Below are 19,321 nucleotides of genomic sequence, written 5' to 3' on the forward strand. Positions count from 1 at the left end.
ACGCTGTCATGCTTGATGAGAAATGCCCCGCAATGCGGGGTATTTTTATATCTGCCATATTTAGTTGAAGAATAAAACTAATCATCGAGCAAATAAATGTCGGTTGCTGTGGTGTTAAAGGTGTTAATTTTATTGTGTGATTAATGTCTCTTAATTGTTTTTTGTTGCAGGTAGAGTAGTCGCCGTAGTCATGCAGAAACGACATAGAACGGGTGAGATACGCAGATATCTCGTCCCGGCTATCTGCATATTTATTGCTGGCATAACGATGTGCAATTAAATTAACAGGACGTTAATAATGCGAAAGAAACTATTTAGCAGCCTCTATTTTCAGGTCTTGCTCGCGATTACCCTCGGGGTATTTCTGGGGCATGTCTATCCAGAACTGGGCGCCGATATGAAGCCCCTTGGCGATGGCTTCGTAAAATTGATCAAGATGATCATCGCCCCCGTTATTTTCTGTACCGTGGTTACCGGCATTGCCGGGATGGAGAGCATGAAGGCGGTTGGCAAGACCGGCGCCATTGCGCTGCTCTACTTCGAAGTGGTCAGCACCATCGCCTTGATCATCGGGCTGTGCGTGGTCAACCTGTTACAACCGGGTGCCGGCATGAACGTCGATCCGGCAGCGCTGGATGCCAGCACCATCTCCGCCTATGCGGAGCAGGCCAAGTCACAGGGTATTATCGCCTTTTTGCTGGATATTATTCCGGGCAGCGTGATCGGTGCCTTTGCCAGCGGTAATATCTTGCAGGTGTTACTGTTTGCGGTGCTGTTTGGCTTCTCCCTGCATCATATCGGTGAAAAGGGACAGGTTATTTTCGGCGTCATCGACAGTTTCTCCAAAGTCATATTTGGTATTATCAATATGATAATGAGACTGGCGCCGGTCGGTGCATTCGGGGCAATGGCATTTACCATCGGTAAATATGGGGTGGGTTCACTGGTACAGCTGGGTCAGCTTATTGCCTGCTTCTATCTCACCTGCCTCTTCTTTATCTTTATCGTGCTGGGCAGCATCGCCAAAGCGTCTGGCTTCAGTATCCTACGTTTCATCTCCTACATTCGCGAGGAGCTGCTGATCGTGCTGGGGACCTCCTCGTCCGAGTCGGTACTGCCGCGGATGCTGGACAAGATGGAGAAGCTGGGTTGCCAGAAATCGGTGGTGGGGCTGGTCATTCCAACCGGTTACTCCTTCAACCTGGATGGCACCTCCATCTATCTGACCATGGCGGCGATTTTTATCGCGCAGGCCACCAATACGCCGCTGGATCTGTTCCAGCAGATCACCCTGCTGGTGGTGCTGCTGATCTCCTCGAAAGGGGCCGCCGGGGTAACCGGTAGCGGTTTTATCGTGCTGGCAGCGACCATTTCGGCGGTGGGCCATCTGCCCCTGGCCGGGCTGGCACTGATCCTGGGGATCGACCGCTTTATGTCCGAGGCGCGGGCGCTGACCAACCTGATCGGTAACGGGGTCGCCACCGTGGTGGTCGCCAAATACTGCAAGCAGCTGGACGAGAAGAAGATGGATGCGGTGCTCGGCGGCAAGGCCGTGCCGTTGGGAGTGGACAGGGCGTAAGCACTGTTTCCTTCGCACGGCCGGGTTGGCTGGTGTGGGGACAATAAAAAAACGGCCGATTGGCCGTTTTTTTGTGCTGATACCACGAGTATCAGCTGTTCACTGCAGGGCGCTGATTACAGGCTCTGGGTGAAAGTACGGGTAACCACGTCACGCTGCTGTTCCGGGGTCAGGGCGTTGAAACGCACTGCGTAGCCAGATACACGGATGGTCAGCTGCGGGTACTTCTCCGGGTTTTCGATAGCATCTTCCAGCGTTTCGCGACGCAGCACGTTGACGTTCAGGTGCTGGCCACCTTCAACAGCAGGCTCAGCCTGAACCGGCAGTTCGCGGTATTCGAACTGACCCAGGTCAGCCAGTTGCACTTCTTGATCGGCAGCGAAAGCATCGCCTTTGGCGCAGATGCAGCGAGCCTGTTGCTTCTCTTCGTCCAGCAGCCAGAAAGAGTTCAGCAGAGCGGTGTTGGCGGCCTGGGTGATTTGAATGCCTTTGATCATGGTATGACTCCTCAATGGGAACGCGAATCCAACTGTAAGGAAATTACCCTGATGTATTTAAGCTACCGTCGATGGCGATGACTTAAAGGGCCCTTGCCTTACACCTTTTCTTTGATGGGGTCATATATACCATGGTGGCAATATTACCAAAATTGATCCAGATCAAAAAAATCCGACAAAATGCCATTTCAATGGGATTAAATTCTTGAGTTGAATCAAAAAGAGGTCATTTTTCTGATTTTGTAAGATATCTAAATTATGCATCTTTTATCCCATTAATCTAGTAATTTAACTACATCTTTCTGGCTTTTCTGAGGTTAATTGAGGGGGGTGGCTACACTCAGCAAAAAAAAAAGCGAGGAGAGTGCCGGGTGAATCGTGCCGGGTGAATAATGGGTGGCGAAAGTGGACATGGTTCGCCCTGTTTTGTTGCTGGGCAAGCTGCTCGACGGGCGCATCCGCTGATGTGCAGGTGGCATAGGCTCTGTTCCAGCAGGCACTCGCCCGTTATCCCCCATCGCTGGCGTGGTCGGGGCGCCTCGCCAGGCTCTGGAAAGCGTGAACCACGGTTGCGTCTTGCGGGCTGGCCCCCTATCCTGAGCCCTTCGTCGTATCAAGTGAGGAGGCCGGGGTGCTGACCTGGAGTGATGTGATTGGCTCTGAGAAAGAGCAGGACTATTTCAAGAGTACGCTGGCAACCGTCAGAGCCGAGCGGGAAGCGGGCAAGGTGATCTACCCGCCAGCCACCGATGTGTTCAATGCCTTCAAGCTGACCGAGCTGGATCAGGTCAAGGTAGTGATCCTGGGCCAGGACCCTTACCACGGCCCCAATCAGGCGCACGGTCTCTGCTTCTCCGTTCTGCCCGGCGTGCGCACACCCCCCTCACTGGTCAACATCTATAAAGAGATGCAGCGGGACCTGCCAGGTTTCATCACACCCAATCACGGTTTTCTCGAATCCTGGGCCAAACAGGGCGTCCTGCTGCTCAACACCGTGCTGACGGTGCAGGCCGGTCAGGCTCACTCTCACGCCCATCTGGGATGGGAGACCTTTACCGATCGGGTCATCGAGCAGATCAATGCCAGTTGTCAGGGTGTGGTGTTCCTGCTGTGGGGTGCCCACGCCCAGAAGAAGGGACGTTTCATCGACCGCCAGCGCCACTATGTGCTGACCGCGCCGCACCCGAGCCCCCTCTCTGCCCACCGCGGTTTCATCGGTTGCGGTCACTTTAGCGAGAGCAATCGCTTGCTGGAACAACAGGGCAAGAGTCCGATAGAGTGGAAATCTGTCTGCATCCCACTTGATTGAGTGCAAAGTTCGGGCGACAAATGACCGTATACTCAGGGACATAAGATTAATTCAGAGCCAAGGAGTGCCCATGTTATCCAGTCTGCACAAGGACCATCTCAACATCGCCCGACTTTTAGAGCTGCTCAAGCACAAGCTGGCAGCCATTCGTGCCGAAGAGCCCATCAGCTATTTTCTGGTACGCGATGTCATCGACTACCTGCGGGAGGTCTCTGACAAGTACCACCATCCCAAGGAAGACCTCGTCTATGACTACTACCTGAAATATCGGGTAGTGGAAGGGGAGGTTGCCAACCGCCTGCAGGAGGAGCACGTCAAGCTGCTGGAGGCCGGGGCCGATCTCAAGGAGATGGTGGAGATGATCCTGATGGATGCGGTGATCCCCCTCGATCAGTTCACCACCAAGCTGGAGCGCTTCGTGGAGCTGCAAGAGGCGCACATGAACTACGAAGAGGGGGTGATCTTCCCCCATCTGCGTGACTCCCTGACCGAAGATGACTGGCGTCAACTGGAGCAAAACTGGCAGAACCGCGCCATTGGTGACCCCCTGTTCGGCGCCGAGGTGAGCCAGCACTTCCAGGCACTGGCCAAGCGGCTCTCTTTGCCGCTCACGAGCGGCTAAGACGAGCCCGAACCCGCAGCGCGGCGGGTATTGTGTGAGTGCAACTTGAGTGAAAACAGAAAGGCCTCCATCCGGAGGCCTTTTGCATTATGGATGTTGCCATCCATTGCGCAGCCCAAGGATATACAACTGCTGGCAGCAACTCTCTTCGGAGAAGTTACTTATCGACTATCTGGCGTGACTGAGCAGGGTGGATGGGCAGGTGTGCAGGTATTGGTGGGGCGTCAGGCCGAACTCCTGTTTAAAGCGGGCGGCAAAGCGGCTGGGGGAGTCATAACCGCAGGCGAGGGCGACCTCCAGCGGGGTCAGGCCCTGTTGCAACAGGTTGAGGGCATGGCTCATGCGTACCTGAGCCAGCAACTGGCGAAAGCTGCGACCTTCGGCGGCCAGCTTGCGCACCATGGAGGCGCGACTCATAGAGAAGTGGGGGGCCACCGCCTCCAGGGTGTGGTCGATGCCTGGTTCAACCGCCAGGTAGCGTGCCAGCCGCTCTGCGAGGGTCATGGTGCTGGCGGGAAAGATCAACCCGAGGGCGTTGGCAGCCCGCAGCTCGGCATAGAAGCCGCGCAGCAGTTCGGCCTGGGTTGCTTCGCTGAGCCCCCGCTCGGCCATGGTGCTGATGAGCTCGAAGCAGAAGGCGAGACCGGGGGTGACCTTGACGGCGGGTTCCTCCAGATCGGCGTGGGAAGGGGCTGACTCGGCCAGCCATTCTGGTGGCGGCGGGGTGAGCAGCGTGATGGCGTGGGAGCGAAATTTGCCCTGCTCCGGCTGATTGACGAAGGTGAGCTGGTGGCCTGCCGGGATCAGCAGCCACCGCTCCCTGTCAAACGACAGACGCTGCTCGCGCCACCACAGTTGCTTGCTCCCCTGGGTGACCCAGATGAGGGTCGGGGCGTAGATGAGCACCCGATGCAGGGGCTGCTGGCGGATCCCGAGATAGTGGCTCTGTTGCAGCAGGGGAGTGCTCATCCGTTTGGCTCCTAGGGGGTGACGAAGGTGGCGGTCAGGGTGGCTTTGCCGAGCGCCATGCTATTGAGCATGTAGCCTACCATAGCGGGCGGGGTATCAGCCTTCACCTCGAGATCATGGGGCAGGGCCCAGGCGGTGAACTGATAGCGGTGCATGCCGTGACCTGCGGGCGGGCAGGGGCCGCCGTAACCCTGGCTGCCAAAGTCGGTGCGGATCTCCAATCCCTGCTTGAGCTTGCCGGAGGCATTGCTGGCCAGCTCGCTCTGGGTGGCAGGCAGATTCACCACCAGCCAGTGCCACCAACCGCTGCCGGTGGGGGCATCGGGATCATAGGCGGTGATGGCAACGCTTTTGGTGCCAGCCGGCAGATCCTGCCAGCTCAGCTGGGGCGAGTGGTTGTCGCCGCTGCAGCCAAAGCCGTTGAAGCTGAACTGTTTGGCCATCAACTGGCCTTCGTGAATGTCCGTGCTCTTCAGGGTCATGGCAAAGGCTGGCATGGCCGTCAGGCAGAGCAGTGGCAACAGGGCACTCTGTTTGAGCAATTTCATCGGGTGACTCCTCGTGTGGTAACGGGTTCACTTTAGCGAGGGTAGGGCAGATTGTTATTGTAGAACGGCTCAATGTGGCGTCGATTGATGAGTTATTTGAGCCTTTGAGTGGTTTTTATGGCAAGAAGGTAAACGGCAGCGATAAAAAAACCGGCATCATGGATGCCGGTTTTTGTTTGACGATAAGAGGGGCGGCTTAGCAGATGCCCCGTAAACCCTAGCCCAATCGGGCGGGGATATAAGGGGAGCTAATCTGATGCGTTTGCGAGCCCGCCTATGTCTTCAGTGTCTCGATAGTCGCGCCTGCCGCACGTCCGCAGCGGTTGTTGATTTCACTGGCACGCGCTATAACTGTACTTATATACAGACTGTGTTTTTAATCATGAAAAGAGCCACAAAAGTACGTATTTACCCCACCGACGAACAAGCGGCATTCCTCAATGCCCAGTTCGGCGCGGTGCGGTTCGCGTACAACAAAGCCCTTCATATTCAGCGGCACATGTTCCAGCGCCACAGGGTTTCACTGAAACCCAAACGCGACTTGAAACCCCTGCTCGCTGTGGCAAAAAAATCGCGCAAATACAGCTGGCTGAAAGAGTACGATTCACAAGCCTTACAGCAGGCGGTGATCAACCTGGATAAGGCATTCGCCAATTTTTTCAACCCCAAGCTCAAGGCCAGGATGCCCACCTTCAAGAGCAAGAGAGGCAGGCAATCGAGCTACCACCCCAATGGCAAAGTGCTGACCGATGCCATCCTGTTACCGAAGATGACGCCCATCCGAGCTGTCATTCACCGAGATATTATCGGCGTGGTATCTAGTATCACGGTCAGCCGTGGCCCGACAGGGAAATACTATGCCTCCATCCTTTGCGATGATGGCCGTGAGGCTCCCGCCAAGCCCTCCCTCATCACAGAGGTGACAGGCTATGATATGGGGCTGTCCCACTACCTCATTGCGTCGAGTGGCAAAAAGATGGCCAACCCGCGCCATCTTATCAACGCAAGTCGCAATCTGCGGCGAAAGCAAAAAGCACTGTCTCGCAAGAAAAAAGGCAGTGCCAATCGTAGTAAGGCCAAATTACAGCTGGCCGCCCTGCACGAGCGGGTAGCCAATGCTCGCGCTGATTTTCAGCACAAACTCTCTCGCACGATAGTTGACGATAACCAAGCGATCATCGTGGAGACGCTTAAAACAACCAATATGATGAAAAACCACAAGCTGGCCCGCGCCATTGGCGATGCTGGCTGGCATGGTTTTATCATGAGGCTGGAGTACAAAGCCCAAGCGGCGGGCCGCCACATAATCAAACTCGATCAGTGGTTCGCCAGCTCTAAACTATGTAGTGAGTGCGGCCACAAGATGCCGGAGATGCCACTTCACCAACGACAGTGGGTATGTCCAGCGTGTGGGGCAGAGCATGACCGCGACATCAACGCGGCCATGAACATTCGACAGCAAGGAATATTGGAATTAAAAGCGGCGGGGCTCGCCGTTTCTGCCCATGGAGGCCAGCGTAAATCCGTCAATCTGACGGTAGCGGCCTAAGAAGTGGGAAGCCTCGCCGCTTGTGGCGGGGAGCAGTCACCGCAGGATCATCTCGTCACGGCCCGGGCCGACGGAAACCATCGGAACCGGTACGCCGAGCAGCGCTTCGATGCGCAGCACGTACTGCTGGGCCGCTTTGGGCAGCTCTTCGAAGGTACGGCAGCCGGTGATGTCTTCGCTCCAGCTCTCCATCTTCTCGTAAACCGGCTTCAGGGCAGCGGTTTGCGGCCAAATCGGGTTCTCGGTGTGGGCACCTTCGTAAGCCACGCAGATCTTCAGATCCGGCAGACCGGTCAGGCAGTCCAGCTTGGTCAGGGCCACTTCGGTGGCAGCTTGCAGTTCGACACCGTTCTTGGTGGCGACAGCGTCGAAGTAACCGACATCACGGGGACGGCCGGTGGTGGCGCCGAACTCGTTGGTGATCTTGCGGAACTCGTCCTGGTTCTCCATGGCGGTCAGCAGGGTGCCGGTACCGACAGAGGAGCTGAATGCCTTGGCCACAGCGATGACGCGCTCCGGACGCAGTGCCGGCAGACCGCCACCGATACCGGCGTAGGCGCCAGATACGTGGGAGGAGGTCACCCAGGGGTATTCGCCATAGATGAGATCTCGGCCTGCACCCAGCTGCGCTTCGAACAGCAGGGTCTTGCCTTCCGCCTGCAGTGCTTTGAGCGGCATGCTGACGTTGCAGACGGCGTCGATCCAGGGTGCAGAGACTTCCAGCAGCCAGTCAGCCATCTCCTGGGCAGTCTGGGTGAATTCGAAGGAGGGGTAGATAGCCTTCATCTGCGGCAGTTTCCAGTCCAGCATGAACTGGATGCGCTCGACCAGTACTTCTGGCTGTTTCAGCCAGCCAACCAGGATCGCTTTTTTCATTACGCGATCGCCGTAGGCAGGGGCGATGCCCTGACGGGTGGAGCCATAGGCGCCGTCACCCAGACGTTGCTCTTCCAGGGTATCTTCCAGTGCGTGCAGCGGCAGGCACAGGGTGGCGCGGTCAGAGATGGCCAGCTTCGGAGTCACGCCGGAGGCTTTGACTTCGTCGAGCTCGACGGTCAGTTTCTCGGGGCTGATCACCATGCCCGGGCCGAGGACAACCAGGCAATCCGGGTTGAATACGCCACTCGGAACCTGGTGCAGCTTGAAGGTGCCAAGGTCGTTGACCACGGTGTGGCCAGCGTTGTTGCCGCCCTGGAAGCGAATGCTGGCGCCAGCTTGACCTGCCAGATAATCAACGATGCGGCCTTTGCCTTCATCACCCCAGTTAGCACCTACGACTACGATAGACGACATGACTCTTTCTCCTAAGACGTTAAGCGTCCATCCTAGGAGCCTGATGCGGATTAGAAAAATTAATTATCTTTATAATTCCGATAAGAGAACCATATAATTATGGCCAATTAAGCGGCAAACCGTCCGATTTTGCCTATCAAGCCCCGCACCTCGCGGGTTGAGGGACTCTTATGCTGGATATTCACTGGCTGCAAACCTTTGTCACTCTGGCCCGATTGCAACATTTTGGCCAGACCGCCACCGAGCTGCACATGACCCAGCCCAATGTCAGCCTGCATCTCAAGCGGCTGGAGCAGGCGACCCGGGTGCGGCTGATCGAGCGCAGCCCGTTTCGCCTGACGCAGGCGGGGGAGCGGCTGCTGCAAAGCGCCGAGCGCACCATCGCCGAGCTGCAGCTTTGCCAGTCCGATCTCAATGCTCTCAACCAGCTCAGTCAGGGGACGCTGGCCATTGCCGCCAGCGACATCATCTCCCGCCTGCTGCTGATCCAGCCGTTCCAGCGCTTCAAGCGGGAGTTCCCCGGCATCGACCTTACCCTGTTCAACACCACTTCGGATCAGGCCGCCGAGCTGGTCAAGGCGGGCAAGGCGGATCTGGGTTTTGTCATGGCGCAAAAGCGCAGCGAGCCGCTCTTCTATACCGAGTTGCAACAGGTAACCTGGTGCGCGCTGGGTCATGGTCTTGCCCGCTGGCAGGCGCGGGCGGTGGCGGGAGAGAGCGATCCCCTCGATGAGCCGACCCTGATCCTGCTCGGTCATGACACCCGCACCCGGGCGCTGATCGACCCGTCCCTGCCGCTGCTGGCCTTGCCCCCCTGTCGCATCATGGAGGTGGGCAGCGTGGACGCTCAGCTCGATTGGGCCGAGGCCGGGTTTGGCGTTGCTATTGTGCCGGACTTCTCCCTGCATCCGCGCCTCAACCTCACCGCACCGGTCACCAGCCTCGGCGACTTTCCCGGTACCAGCCTAGGTTATGTGGTGCGTCAGAATCAGGTGTTGTCGCGGGCCATCAAGCAGTTGCTGCACTGGGTAGAGGAGGAGATCCAGAAGCCCAACCCCTATCTGACCCGGGGGATGGAGCCGTAGCGGCGCGGCAAGGTGAGCAGATCAATCAGAGCGACTCGCCACTATCGAACGCATATCAACAATCAGGGCAGCCGAGGCTGCCCTGATGTATTTGTTGGCGCTGACCACTCAGGGTTGCAGCGGTGTGGCTGCGCTGGTGGCAGGGGAGGGAAGTGTATCGGTTTTATCCTGCGGTGGGGTTTCGCCAGTCACCGCGCTACTGGCCGGCTGGGCTGCCTGCTCTTGCGGCGCCGTGGCCGCAGAGGCGCTCTGTAGCAACTGAGTCGACACGGCAGCCGATGCTGATGGAACCGTTGACACTACAGAAGAGGCCGAAGGGGCCTCGCTCTCAACCTCGGCAGCTGGTGCAGTCGGATCAGGGATCACCTCGAGCACCTCTTTGGGCAAGGTGGTGGCCTCTGTAGCCTCTGTGGCTTCTGTCACCACTGCGGCACTGCTGGTGGTGGTGGCGTCGGAGGGCGCTTCAAGGGGGATTGCCGTCCCGTCAGCGGCACTCACCTGCTCTGCCGTTGGCGACGCCTCCGAGGTCGATGACCCAGGTGCTAACTGCTCCGGCGCCAGCTGTTCCGCTGTTAACTGCTCGGGGGTCAGTGGCAAGGGCGCGGGCGGTTGATCCGACATCCCCGCATGGAGGGGCAGCTCGGTTTGCGCCTGCAACTGCTCGGGGGTCACCTTGCTCAGGGCCGGATGCAACCGGCTGAACTGCTTGACCCGGGCCAGCAGGGTATCACGCACGGTACGAACGATGGGATCCGGCAGGCTGGCCAGCGCCACCAGTTCGGCACTCATCCCGATATTGTTGATGGAGGTGGTCTGCCCCGGATAGAGGTTGGCGGCGATGCGGCTGCGCTGGTAGTAGGGGTGTTGCTTGAGCAGCTTGTCGATCTGCTCCCCTTCGATGGGGATCAGGCGCACCTTGCAGCGGCTGATCAGGTCGCCGACCGCCTGACTGGGGTGACCGGCTACCACAAAGGCGGCATCCAGCGAGCCATCGCACAGCCCTTCCAGCGGTTCACTGTTCGATGTGAGCTGATAGGCGACAAACTGCCCGGGTTGCCATCCCATGGCTACCATCAGGGCCTGGCTGGTGATCTGTTCACCGGCGCCGCTGTTGCCCGGATAGACCCGTTTCCCCTCGATATCCGCCAGGGTGGTGATACCGCTATCGGGTGCGGCCAGCAGGGTCAGCGACTCCTGATAGAGGCGAAACAGGCTACGCAGCTCATTGTTGGCCCCCTGCCCGCTGAAGGGGCCGGTGCCGTGCAGGGCGTGGTGCAATACATCGGATTGCACCAGTGCCAGCTGTACGTCCCCCTTGTGTAGCGCCTTGAGGTTGGCCATCGAGCCACGGGTGCTCTGCACGGTGCAGCTGTCCCCATGCAGGGCATGGCCGGCATTGAGCACCCGACAGATGGCGCCACCGGTCGGGTAGTAGACCCCATTGAGCGGGCCCGTTCCGATGGTCAGTGCCTGGCTGCCAAAGGGGAGCAGCGCAGAGAGTGCACAGAGGGGAAGCAGAAGGTGATGCATGATCCGTAGAGACATAATTGACCGTTGACTGAGTTGACCGCTGGCTGATGAAACTGGGGAAAGGGGATGGGGTTTGCCCATCCCGTTGCTGGCTGATCAGGGCTTGCTGTGGTTGAGGATTGCCCGCTCCATCCGCGCCAGCGCGTCGCTCAGTCGTGCCCTGGTGCAGCCGAAGTTGAGCCGCACGAACTGGCCGTCGCCAAACTGGGCGCCGGGGGAGAGACCAACGCCGGCCTGCTCGAAGAAGGCGATGGGGTCGGCAAGGCCAAGGGCGCTCACATCGATCCAGGCCAGATACGTCGCCTGATGGCTGGCCAGCTTGACGCCAGGCCAGCGGGCCACCGCCTGCTGGATCAGGGCCAGATTGGCCGCCAGATAGTCGAGCTGCTCGGTCAGCCACTGTTCGCCGCCCTCATAGGCCGCTTCGGCAGCGACAAAGCCCAGCAGGTTGACGTCGGCGCTGATGCCGCGCATCGCCTGCTGCAGCTTGAAGCGCAGACGGGCGTTGGGGATGATGGCGAAGGAGCAGCAGAGACCGGCGATATTGAAGGTCTTGCTCGGGGCCATCATCACCGCGCAGCGCTCAGCCGCTTGTGCACTGATGGCGCCGTAGGGAATATGGCGGGCGTGTTTATCCAGCAGCAGATCGCAATGGATTTCATCGGAGCAGATCACCAGATTGTGGCGCGCGGCGATGGCATCGATGGCCAGCAACTCGTCACGGGTGAAGATGGTGCCACCCGGGTTGTGGGGGTTGCAGAGCAGCAGCAGATCCGCCGAGGGGGCCTGACGCTCCAGCTCTGCCAGATCCAGCACCCAGCGACCCGCCTCTTCAATCATCGGCACGGTGAGCAGGGGACGATCATTGAAGCCCGGTGCCTGCAGGAAGGGGTAGTAGACCGGCTTGGGAGTGATGATGCCGCGGCCATGCTGGCTCCACGCCTTGCAGGCGAGGTTGAGCCCCGGCACCACGCCGGGCAGAAATACCAGCCATTCGGGCTCGATAGCCCAGCCATAGCGGGTCGCCATCCGTTCGATAATGAGTTCGATCAGGCGCGGCGAGGGGCGTGAATAGCCGAAAATGCCGTGGGCGACCCGTTTGGTCAACGCCTCAATCACGGACGGGGGGGAGACAAAGTCGGTATCGGCAACCCACATGGGCAGCACATCCTGACCCTTGTACTTGTCCCATTTCAGGCTCATGGTGCCACTGCGGTCTACTTCCTGATCAAAATCAAACATGCGAACTCCTTGTGCTGGCAAGATGGGCTTTCACTCTACGGGGTCGCGGCCTCCCTCGCAAGGCGTACACCCGCGTATGCCATCCTTGAGCCTGCTCTTGATAATGGCAGTAAGGTAAGCGCCGATATTTCATCCGGCTGCGGCCCGTTAGCCTGTATCGTCCTTCCAATCAGTGGTAACCCTATGAGCTTGTCGATAGCGGCGGTCAAACGCCCGGACCCCGTCTCTCTTTCGTTTCTTGCCGTGACCTTTATGACCGGCGTCGCGGTGGCACTGCAGGTGCCGACCTTAAGCCTGTTTCTGGCCGAAGAGGTGCAGGTGCGCCCTTTTCTGGTCGGGCTCTTCTATACCATCAATGCGGTGGTGGGCATTCTGGTCAGCCAGTGGTTGGGCCATCGCTCCGATAACAAGGGGGATCGCAAGCGCCTGATCCTGCGCTGCTGTTTTGCCGGGGTGGCGCTCTCCTTGCTGTTTGCCTGGAACCGCAACTACTGGCTGCTGGCGAGCCTGGGGGTCATGCTGGCGGCGCTGGCGGCCACTGCCAGCCCCCAGTTGTTTGCGCTGGCGCGGGAGTATTCCGACAGCCGCAACCGTCGGGCGGACATGTTCAGCTCTGTGATGCGGGCCCAATTCTCGCTGGCCTGGGTCATAGGCCCGCCCATCGCCTTTGCGCTGGCCATCGGCTACGGTTTTGAGCTGATGTATCTGGCCTCGGCACTGGCCTATCTGCTCTGTGCCCTGGTGGTGTGGCGTTGGCTCCCCTCTCTCCCTTTGCCCAAGATGGCTGAAGAGACTGAGCGGGTCAGCAGCTGGCGGGATCCGGCGGTGCGGGCGCTCTTTATCGCCTCCACCCTGATGTGGACCTGCAACAGCATGTACCTCATCAATATGCCGCTCTACATCACCCGGGAGCTCGGGATGGATGAGAAGCTTGCCGGTATCCTGATGGGCACGGCAGCGGCGCTGGAGATCCCCTTTATGCTGCTGGCGGGTTATTACACGGCCCGCTTTGGCAAGCGCCCCATGATGTTGCTGGCAGTACTGGCTGGCGCGGCCTTTTACACCGGACTGGTGACCCTCACCGACCAATACGCCCTGATCGCCTTGCAGCTGTTCAACGCCATCTTCATCGGTATCGTGGCGGGGATCGGCATGTCTTACTTTCAGGATCTGATGCCGGGGCGAGCCGGGGTGGCGACCACCCTGTTTGCCAACAGTATCCGCACCGGCTCCATCATGGCAGGGGCCATCGCCGGTGTGGTGGCGGAGGTGTGGAGTTTCCACGGGGTCTTTATGGTGGCGTTGGGATTGGCACTGGTAGCACTGGCCGCCAGCTGGCGGGTGCCCAACGTCTGACGGGGGATGTGGCTGTTATTTGTCGTGCTGGGGCTGTGCGTGCGGGAGCGGCGATGATTCGCCCTGATACTCGTTGCGCAGGCAGCGCAGCAGCAGCTCGGTCGCGGGACCGAGGGATTCGGGGGAGAGGGTCAGCAGATAGGTGTAGAGGTGGCGTTCGTTGCCGCTCTCCAGATCCAGCTGTATGAGTGACCCTTCCGCCAGCTCCCGCTCTACCAGATGGCGCGGCAGCCAGGCATAGCCGAGGCCAAGGCGCAGCATGGCGAGCACTTCGTGGTAGTGGGTGGCCTTCCAGCCGGTATCATCGGCATCGTTCCAGTCCACCGAGCGGTGGATGGGGGGATGGAGGCTGATCTGGTTGTGGCCGGTCAGCAGATCGCTGCGGATGGCCCCCTCCTCCTGTGCCAGCGGATGACTGGCGGCGCAGAGGGGCAGCAGGCATACCTTGTCCAGCAGCAGACCGGTGCGATCGCCCGGCAGGTGCTCGGAGAGCATCAGATCCCCCGGTTGCAAGGCGTTGAAGTGGCAGTGAATGCGTTCGTGCAGGTTGACCCGGCAACCCCGGCTGCGGGGATAGAAGCTGGCCAGCGCCCGATAGAGGCGATCCCTTGGCTGCAGCGCCGAGACATAGAGGTTGATCTGTGGCTCCCACTGCCGCTCCAGGTTATTGGCCAGATTCTCCAGCTCCTCCACCTGCTGGCTCAACTGACGGGCCCGCTTGAGGAAGATCTCCCCCGCCGGGGTCAGCACCGCCTTGCGGCCGCGCACCTCCAGCAAGGGAACCCCCAGACTCTGCTGCAACTTCGCAACCGCATGATTGAGGGAGGACTGGCTCTTGTTCAGCGCCTCGGCCGCCTGGGCGTAGCCGCCGCAGTCGACTACCGCCTGAAAGATCCGCCATTGCTCAAACGTGCTCTTGGGACGAAACATAGTTCAACCTGATTGGAGATAGGATGGTCAGGGGCTTCTACAGGGAGCCTGTGCTCCCTATTCAATTTAACCCCTGCCGCACAACACTCTGGCTATTTTATTGATTTATTTGGGCTGGGCCACCTGCTTATTTGGGTTGAGCCACAAAGGTCTGGCCGGTTTTGCCGCGGCTGTCCGACCCCATCAGGTAGAGGTAGAGCGGCATCAGGTCGGCCGGGGTCTTGAGGTTCATGGGATCTTCCGCCGGGAAGGCGCTGGCGCGCATCTTGGTGCGGGTGCCGCCCGGATTGAGGGTATTGACCCGCACACCAGTGTTCTCCAGCTCGTCGGCCAGCACTTCCATCATCCCCTCAATGGCAAATTTGGAGATGGCATAGGTGCCCCAGTAGGCGCGCCCTTTGCGCCCGACGCTGGAGGAGGTGTAGACGATGGAGGCTTCGCCCTGCGCCTTGGCGGTCTGGCGCAGCAGCGGCAGCAGCGCCTGGGTCAGCAAAAATTCCGATTTGACGTTGACCTGCATCACCTCGTCCCACTCCTTCTCCTGAATATGTTCAAACGGAGAGAGGGTGCCAAGCAGACCGGCGTTGAACAGCACGCCGTCGAGACGGCCAAACTGCTGGGCGAAGGTTTCCGCCATGCCGCGGTAGTGGGCGGCGGTGGCCCCTTTCAGATCCACCGGCACGATGGCGGGCAGCGGATAACCGGCCGCTTCAATCTGGTCATACACGGCTTCGAGTTTGGCGCTGGTGCGGCCGAGCAGGATCACGGTGGCACCGTGAGCGGCGTAGGTGAGGGCGGCTTCGCGGCCGATCCCGTCGCCGGCACCGGTGACCAGAATGACTTTATCCTTGAGCAGGTCGCGGGGTGCCTGATAATCGAGCATGACAACTCCTGTTAACAAATTCCGGCCATAAGTGCATGGCAATCGGCGCCAAGTGTACTGATCCGCGCGCCTGTTTGACCAGCCAGCGGCAATAAAAATGTGAAGAAAATAGAGAGGTTGTGATGCTCTGGTTGGTTTTTCCGGTCACTGGCTGCGATTTTTTGCGCGCCTCCACCAAACTTCCTAGAATGTGACGAAAACCGATCCATTCTGGAGTCCATCGTGACATTTCTGACCGAATATGGCCTGTTTTTGGCCAAGACAGTGACCTTCCTGCTGGCCATCGGCGCCATCATCCTGATGATCGTCAGCACTCGCCAGCCGAAAGCGCGTAAGGGTGAGCTGGTGGTGACCGATCTCTCGAGCGAGCTGGAGCAGGGGCAGTTTGCGCTCAAGAGCGCACTCGCCAGCAAGGCCGAGCGCAAGGTGCTGGAAAAGCAGCAGAAAGAGCAGCAGAAGAAGCGCGCCAAGGCGGGGGATGAGCACAGTCGCCTGTTTGTGCTCGATTTCAACGGCAGCATGGATGCCAAAGAGGTGGCCTCCCTGCGCGAGGAGGTGAGCGCGGTGATTGGCGTGGCCCAGCCCGGCGACGAGGTGCTGCTACGGCTCGAATCCGGTGGCGGCGTGGTGCATGGCTACGGCTTGGCCGCTTCCCAGCTGCAGCGTCTGCGCGATCGTGACATCAAGCTCACCGTGGCGATCGACAAGGTGGCGGCGAGCGGCGGCTACATGATGGCCTGTGTGGCGGACAAGATCCTGGCTGCCCCCTTTGCCATCGTCGGCTCCATCGGGGTGATCGCCCAGATGCCGAACTTCAACAAGTTGCTGAAAAAGCACGACATCGAATTCGAGATGCACACCGCCGGTCAATACAAGCGAACCATCACCATGTTCGGCGAGAACGACGATCTGGGGCGCGAGAAGTTTCGCGAGGAGCTGGCGGCGATCCACGAGCGCTTCAAGGCCTTTGTGGCCGAGCACCGTCCGCAACTCGATATCGATCGGGTCACGACCGGTGAGCACTGGCTGGCGAGTCAGGCCAAGGGGCTGGGGTTGGTGGATACCCTCTGCACCAGCGATGACTACCTGCTGGCGCAGACCAGCCACCACAAAGTGATCGGCATCAGCTATCGCAAGCCAAAAAGCCTGACCCAGAAGCTGGGGCAGCAGGGCGCGCAGGCGCTCGAGGCAGGACTTGGGCGGCTGTGGCAGCAGAGCCCCTGGCGCTAAGCCTGGCCCTCTGGCGCTAGCCCGAGGGAAATCCCGCGATAAAAAGGCCAGCCGGTACCTACCGGCTGGCCATTTTGCATCCGGTTGCAACTTAATGGTGCTGGTCTATTCACAGTTTCACTCGCCGCTGGTGCAATACCTCACCCGGGCCGGTATGCCGCAGGTGGCCGAGTGGGTTGCCCTGCTGGTGGCGACCAATACCCTGACCGCGGTGCTGCTGCTCAGCATCGGCGAGACCATCCTCTTCCCCCTGCTTAACGTGCTGATCGACCAGATGGCCCCCACCCATCTCAAGGGGAGCTATTTTAGTGCCCGCGCACAGGCCGGGTTGGGAGGGGCCGCAGGCGCCCGTCATCATGGGCGGCTGCGCTCCTGCGCTCCTGCGCTCGGAAGGAGGCCCCAGGTAGTGTGTCGCAGACCAGCCTGGGTGCCGTGATTAAAACGTCAGTACCTTGTCGGCAGCCAGGGTCCATTGGGCCAGCATCGGCAGGGTGCCGACCTCAATCCCCTCGATCAGCGGCAGGGCGGTGATGCCACGGGCATCGGTGCAGGTCTTGCACAGGCGAATGGTGACACCCTGCGCCAGCAGGATCTCAAGCATCTGACGCAGGTTGTACCCTTCGGCTGGCGCCTGACCGGCCAGTGCAGCGCTCACCGCATCGGACATCAGGAACAGCTTCAGACTGGCTCCACCCTGCTCGTTCAGAGCGATAGCGAGACGCAGGGCGTTGAACAGGGATTCGCAGCCATAGGGGGCGCCGTTGGCAATCACCACAATTTGTTGATTCATAACAGACTCCTGATCCTAAAAAGCGTCATTGTAGAACCAACAGGATGACGATTGCGTGATGTCGCACAACTTCTGTCGCACCTTTTTCCGGTAAGCGGCCAGTCGCTGAACGCAGGATCAAAAAAGGCCGATTGCTCGGCCTTTTTTCGTTTTACTGCCTGTGCATCCGCACAAACTTTTCCATCAGCTGATCTTCGGTTTCCACATGAGCGGGATCCCAGATGATGCAGTCGATAGGGCAGACGCTGATGCAGGTCGGCTTCTCGTAGTGACCGACGCACTCGGTGCAGCGACTGGGGTCGATCTCGTAGATCTCCTCACCCAGGCTGATGGCCTGATTGGGGCACTCGGGATCGCACATGTCACAGTTGATGCACTTGTCGGTGATGAGCAGTGCCATCTCAGGCCGCCGAGTGGGGCTGACGGGTATCCTGACGCTCACCGAGGTTGCGCAGCAGGATGCCGTAGTTGATGTCCACTTCCTTCGGTACCGGCACATAGACCACGTGGCCGTTGCCCGGTGCAGTGTCGATCAGCTCGCCCTTGCGGTTCTGCATCTGTTCCAGATTGAAGCTGAGGTTACCCTGCGGGGTCATCAGCTCCAGGCTGTTGCCCACCAGGAACTTGTTCTTCACCTCGACTTCCACCATGTCACCGTTGCGACCGGTGATCTCGCCGACAAACTGCTGGGTGTCGGAGACGGAGTAGCCGTAGTCGTAGTTCTGGTATTCGCTGTGGTTGTGACGGCGCAGGAAGCCCTCGGTGTAGCCGCGGTGGGCCAGATTTTCGAGGGTGCCCATCAGGCTGCGATCGAACGGACGACCCGCCACCGCATCGTCGATGGCCTTGCGATAGACCTGAGCGGTGCGCGCGCAGTAGTAGAAGGACTTGGTGCGGCCTTCGATTTTCAGCGAGTGAACGCCCATCTTGGTCAATCGCTCGACGTGCTCGACGGCGCGCAAGTCCTTGGAGTTCATGATGTAGGTGCCGTGCTCGTCTTCAAACGCGCTCATGTACTCGCCCGGGCGGTTGGACTCTTCCAGCAGCACCAGCGCATCGGTCGGCTTGCCAAGGCCCAGGGTGTTGTCCGGACGCACGGCGATGGGCTCCTGACGGTGGACGATCTGGCCCACGTCATCTTCTTTACCTTCGTGCACCTTGTACTCCCAGCGGCAGGAGTTGGTGCAGGTGCCCTGGTTGGGGTCACGCTTGTTGATATAGCCGGAGAGCAGGCAGCGGCCGGAGTAGGCCATGCACAGCGCGCCGTGGACGAACACTTCCAGCTCCATCTCCGGCACCTGCATGCGGATCTCCTCGATCTCGTCCAGCGACAGCTCGCGGGAGAGAATGGCGCGGGTCAGGCCCATCTGATGCCAGAACTTCACCGTGGCCCAGTTGACCGCGTTGGCCTGCACCGACAGGTGAATTGGCATATCCGGGAAGGCTTCACGCATCATCATGATGAGACCGGGGTCGGACATGATCAGCGCATCCGGCTTCATCTCCACCACCGGGCGCATATCGCGGATAAAGGTCTTGAGCTTGGAGTTGTGGGGCTGGATATTGGCCACCACATAGAACTGCTTGCCCAGCGCATGAGCTTCGTTGATGCCCAGTTGCAGGTTCTCGTGATCGAATTCGTTGTTACGCACCCGCAGGCTGTAACGGGGCTGGCCGGCATAGACGGCATCGGCGCCATAGGCATAGGCGTAACGCATGTTCTTGAGGGAACCTGCGGGGGAGAGCAATTCTGGTTTAAACATGGCGGACTCTTTATATCTGATTGCAAATCAGGACGGCGCCACCTGATGGCGCCGTATGGGTTGAGGTCGGTGAATATCAAACTCGCTGGAAGGCGGCTTAATGCACCGTGACCCGATGACGGCCTATCCGGGGCCCATCTACAGAC

18 protein-coding genes and 1 pseudogene are annotated in these 19,321 nt (G+C 59.4%); 8 read left to right on the top strand and 11 right to left on the bottom strand.

Annotation, left to right across the window (positions count from 1 at the left end; all coding sequences use genetic code 11):
* Positions 1-298: 298 nt before the first annotated feature.
* Positions 299-1,579, top strand: coding sequence for a dicarboxylate/amino acid:cation symporter (locus tag NMD14_06070; GenBank protein ID XEI33974.1), 1,281 nt, complete (start codon positions 299-301; stop codon positions 1,577-1,579).
* A gap of 116 nt (positions 1,580-1,695) precedes the next feature.
* Here the strand turns inward: NMD14_06070 and grcA are convergent, their stop codons facing one another.
* Positions 1,696-2,076, bottom strand: coding sequence for an autonomous glycyl radical cofactor GrcA (gene grcA / locus NMD14_06075; protein XEI33975.1), 381 nt, complete (start codon positions 2,074-2,076; stop codon positions 1,696-1,698).
* Between the two features lie 631 nt (positions 2,077-2,707).
* Between grcA and ung the strand changes: the two genes are divergently transcribed.
* Both ung and NMD14_06085 read left to right on the top strand, forming a co-directional pair.
* On the top strand, positions 2,708-3,385 hold the full coding sequence (gene ung, locus NMD14_06080; GenBank protein XEI33976.1) for a uracil-DNA glycosylase: 678 nt from the start codon (positions 2,708-2,710) through the stop codon (positions 3,383-3,385).
* Positions 3,386-3,455: 70 nt separating this feature from the next.
* Positions 3,456-4,007, top strand: coding sequence for a hemerythrin domain-containing protein (locus NMD14_06085; protein ID XEI33977.1), 552 nt, complete (start codon positions 3,456-3,458; stop codon positions 4,005-4,007).
* Positions 4,008-4,175: 168 nt separating this feature from the next.
* Here NMD14_06085 and NMD14_06090 read toward each other — a convergent pair whose 3' ends face one another.
* Positions 4,176-4,976 carry a helix-turn-helix transcriptional regulator gene (locus NMD14_06090; protein XEI33978.1) on the bottom strand — a complete coding sequence of 267 codons (801 nt, stop codon included), beginning with the start codon at positions 4,974-4,976 and terminating at the stop codon, positions 4,176-4,178.
* A gap of 11 nt (positions 4,977-4,987) precedes the next feature.
* A complete protein-coding gene (locus NMD14_06095; GenBank protein ID XEI33979.1) occupies positions 4,988-5,524 on the bottom strand; it encodes a YbhB/YbcL family Raf kinase inhibitor-like protein in 537 nt (178 codons plus the stop codon).
* Positions 5,525-5,906: 382 nt separating this feature from the next.
* Here NMD14_06095 and NMD14_06100 point away from each other — a divergent pair, with 382 nt between their 5' ends.
* Positions 5,907-7,073 carry a transposase gene (locus tag NMD14_06100; protein ID XEI33980.1) on the top strand — a complete coding sequence of 389 codons (1,167 nt, stop codon included), beginning with the start codon at positions 5,907-5,909 and terminating at the stop codon, positions 7,071-7,073.
* 36 nt (positions 7,074-7,109) lie between these two features.
* Here the strand turns inward: NMD14_06100 and NMD14_06105 are convergent, their stop codons facing one another.
* Positions 7,110-8,366 (bottom strand): adenylosuccinate synthetase, encoded by a 1,257-nt coding sequence (locus NMD14_06105; GenBank protein XEI33981.1) that lies wholly within the window; start codon positions 8,364-8,366, stop codon positions 7,110-7,112.
* 170 nt (positions 8,367-8,536) lie between these two features.
* On the opposite strand from NMD14_06105, the gene NMD14_06110 reads away from it, so the two are divergent.
* Positions 8,537-9,451, top strand: a complete 915-nt coding sequence (locus tag NMD14_06110; protein ID XEI33982.1) for a LysR family transcriptional regulator — start codon at positions 8,537-8,539, stop codon at positions 9,449-9,451.
* Positions 9,452-9,559: 108 nt separating this feature from the next.
* Here NMD14_06110 and NMD14_06115 read toward each other — a convergent pair whose 3' ends face one another.
* Complete coding sequence (locus tag NMD14_06115; protein ID XEI33983.1) at positions 9,560-10,996, bottom strand: TAXI family TRAP transporter solute-binding subunit; 1,437 nt, start codon at positions 10,994-10,996, stop codon at positions 9,560-9,562.
* A gap of 81 nt (positions 10,997-11,077) precedes the next feature.
* Positions 11,078-12,223 (bottom strand): PatB family C-S lyase, encoded by a 1,146-nt coding sequence (locus tag NMD14_06120; protein ID XEI33984.1) that lies wholly within the window; start codon positions 12,221-12,223, stop codon positions 11,078-11,080.
* A gap of 183 nt (positions 12,224-12,406) precedes the next feature.
* Between NMD14_06120 and NMD14_06125 the strand changes: the two genes are divergently transcribed.
* The gene (locus tag NMD14_06125) at positions 12,407-13,579 is read left to right on the top strand and encodes an MFS transporter (GenBank protein ID XEI33985.1); all 1,173 of its coding nucleotides are present in this window, start codon (positions 12,407-12,409) and stop codon (positions 13,577-13,579) included.
* 15 nt (positions 13,580-13,594) lie between these two features.
* Here the strand turns inward: NMD14_06125 and NMD14_06130 are convergent, their stop codons facing one another.
* Both NMD14_06130 and NMD14_06135 read right to left on the bottom strand, forming a co-directional pair.
* Positions 13,595-14,509, bottom strand: a complete 915-nt coding sequence (locus NMD14_06130) for a LysR family transcriptional regulator (GenBank protein XEI33986.1) — start codon at positions 14,507-14,509, stop codon at positions 13,595-13,597.
* A gap of 127 nt (positions 14,510-14,636) precedes the next feature.
* Positions 14,637-15,392 (bottom strand): YciK family oxidoreductase, encoded by a 756-nt coding sequence (locus NMD14_06135; protein XEI33987.1) that lies wholly within the window; start codon positions 15,390-15,392, stop codon positions 14,637-14,639.
* Between the two features lie 222 nt (positions 15,393-15,614).
* On the opposite strand from NMD14_06135, the gene sohB reads away from it, so the two are divergent.
* Entirely contained in the window at positions 15,615-16,622 is a 1,008-nt protein-coding gene (gene sohB / locus NMD14_06140; protein ID XEI33988.1) for a protease SohB, read from the top strand.
* A gap of 91 nt (positions 16,623-16,713) precedes the next feature.
* Positions 16,714-16,968, top strand: a pseudogene (locus NMD14_06145) (MFS transporter).
* 90 nt (positions 16,969-17,058) lie between these two features.
* Here NMD14_06145 and NMD14_06150 read toward each other — a convergent pair.
* The 3 genes from NMD14_06150 to yegQ all read right to left on the bottom strand — a co-directional run bounded on the left by NMD14_06150 (position 17,059) and on the right by yegQ (position 19,175).
* Complete coding sequence (locus NMD14_06150; protein XEI33989.1) at positions 17,059-17,412, bottom strand: DsrE/DsrF/TusD sulfur relay family protein; 354 nt, start codon at positions 17,410-17,412, stop codon at positions 17,059-17,061.
* 151 nt (positions 17,413-17,563) lie between these two features.
* Entirely contained in the window at positions 17,564-17,812 is a 249-nt protein-coding gene (locus NMD14_06155; GenBank protein ID XEI33990.1) for a YfhL family 4Fe-4S dicluster ferredoxin, read from the bottom strand.
* A 1-nt stretch (position 17,813) separates the two neighbouring features.
* Complete coding sequence (gene yegQ / locus NMD14_06160; GenBank protein ID XEI33991.1) at positions 17,814-19,175, bottom strand: tRNA 5-hydroxyuridine modification protein YegQ; 1,362 nt, start codon at positions 19,173-19,175, stop codon at positions 17,814-17,816.
* Positions 19,176-19,321: the final 146 nt, after the last annotated feature.

It is taken from the genome of Aeromonas veronii (assembly GCA_041319085.1).
Taxonomy (GTDB): domain Bacteria; phylum Pseudomonadota; class Gammaproteobacteria; order Enterobacterales; family Aeromonadaceae; genus Aeromonas; species Aeromonas veronii_F.

Excerpts from the sequence above, each read along its gene's own strand:
- NMD14_06150 (XEI33989.1), bottom strand. The coding sequence starts at position 17,412 with ATGAATCAACAAATTGTGGTGATTGCCAACGGCGCCCCCTATGGCTGC.
- NMD14_06100 (XEI33980.1), top strand. The coding sequence starts at position 5,907 with ATGAAAAGAGCCACAAAAGTACGTATTTACCCCACCGACGAACAAGCG.
- NMD14_06095 (XEI33979.1), bottom strand. The coding sequence starts at position 5,524 with ATGAAATTGCTCAAACAGAGTGCCCTGTTGCCACTGCTCTGCCTGACG.
- grcA (XEI33975.1), bottom strand. The coding sequence starts at position 2,076 with ATGATCAAAGGCATTCAAATCACCCAGGCCGCCAACACCGCTCTGCTG.
- NMD14_06125 (XEI33985.1), top strand. The coding sequence starts at position 12,407 with ATGAGCTTGTCGATAGCGGCGGTCAAACGCCCGGACCCCGTCTCTCTT.
- NMD14_06090 (XEI33978.1), bottom strand. The coding sequence starts at position 4,976 with ATGAGCACTCCCCTGCTGCAACAGAGCCACTATCTCGGGATCCGCCAG.
- NMD14_06155 (XEI33990.1), bottom strand. The coding sequence starts at position 17,812 with ATGGCACTGCTCATCACCGACAAGTGCATCAACTGTGACATGTGCGAT.
- NMD14_06135 (XEI33987.1), bottom strand. The coding sequence starts at position 15,392 with ATGCTCGATTATCAGGCACCCCGCGACCTGCTCAAGGATAAAGTCATT.
- NMD14_06115 (XEI33983.1), bottom strand. The coding sequence starts at position 10,996 with ATGTCTCTACGGATCATGCATCACCTTCTGCTTCCCCTCTGTGCACTC.
- NMD14_06070 (XEI33974.1), top strand. The coding sequence starts at position 299 with ATGCGAAAGAAACTATTTAGCAGCCTCTATTTTCAGGTCTTGCTCGCG.
- yegQ (XEI33991.1), bottom strand. The coding sequence starts at position 19,175 with ATGTTTAAACCAGAATTGCTCTCCCCCGCAGGTTCCCTCAAGAACATG.
- NMD14_06120 (XEI33984.1), bottom strand. The coding sequence starts at position 12,223 with ATGTTTGATTTTGATCAGGAAGTAGACCGCAGTGGCACCATGAGCCTG.
- NMD14_06085 (XEI33977.1), top strand. The coding sequence starts at position 3,456 with ATGTTATCCAGTCTGCACAAGGACCATCTCAACATCGCCCGACTTTTA.
- NMD14_06110 (XEI33982.1), top strand. The coding sequence starts at position 8,537 with ATGCTGGATATTCACTGGCTGCAAACCTTTGTCACTCTGGCCCGATTG.
- NMD14_06130 (XEI33986.1), bottom strand. The coding sequence starts at position 14,509 with ATGTTTCGTCCCAAGAGCACGTTTGAGCAATGGCGGATCTTTCAGGCG.
- NMD14_06105 (XEI33981.1), bottom strand. The coding sequence starts at position 8,366 with ATGTCGTCTATCGTAGTCGTAGGTGCTAACTGGGGTGATGAAGGCAAA.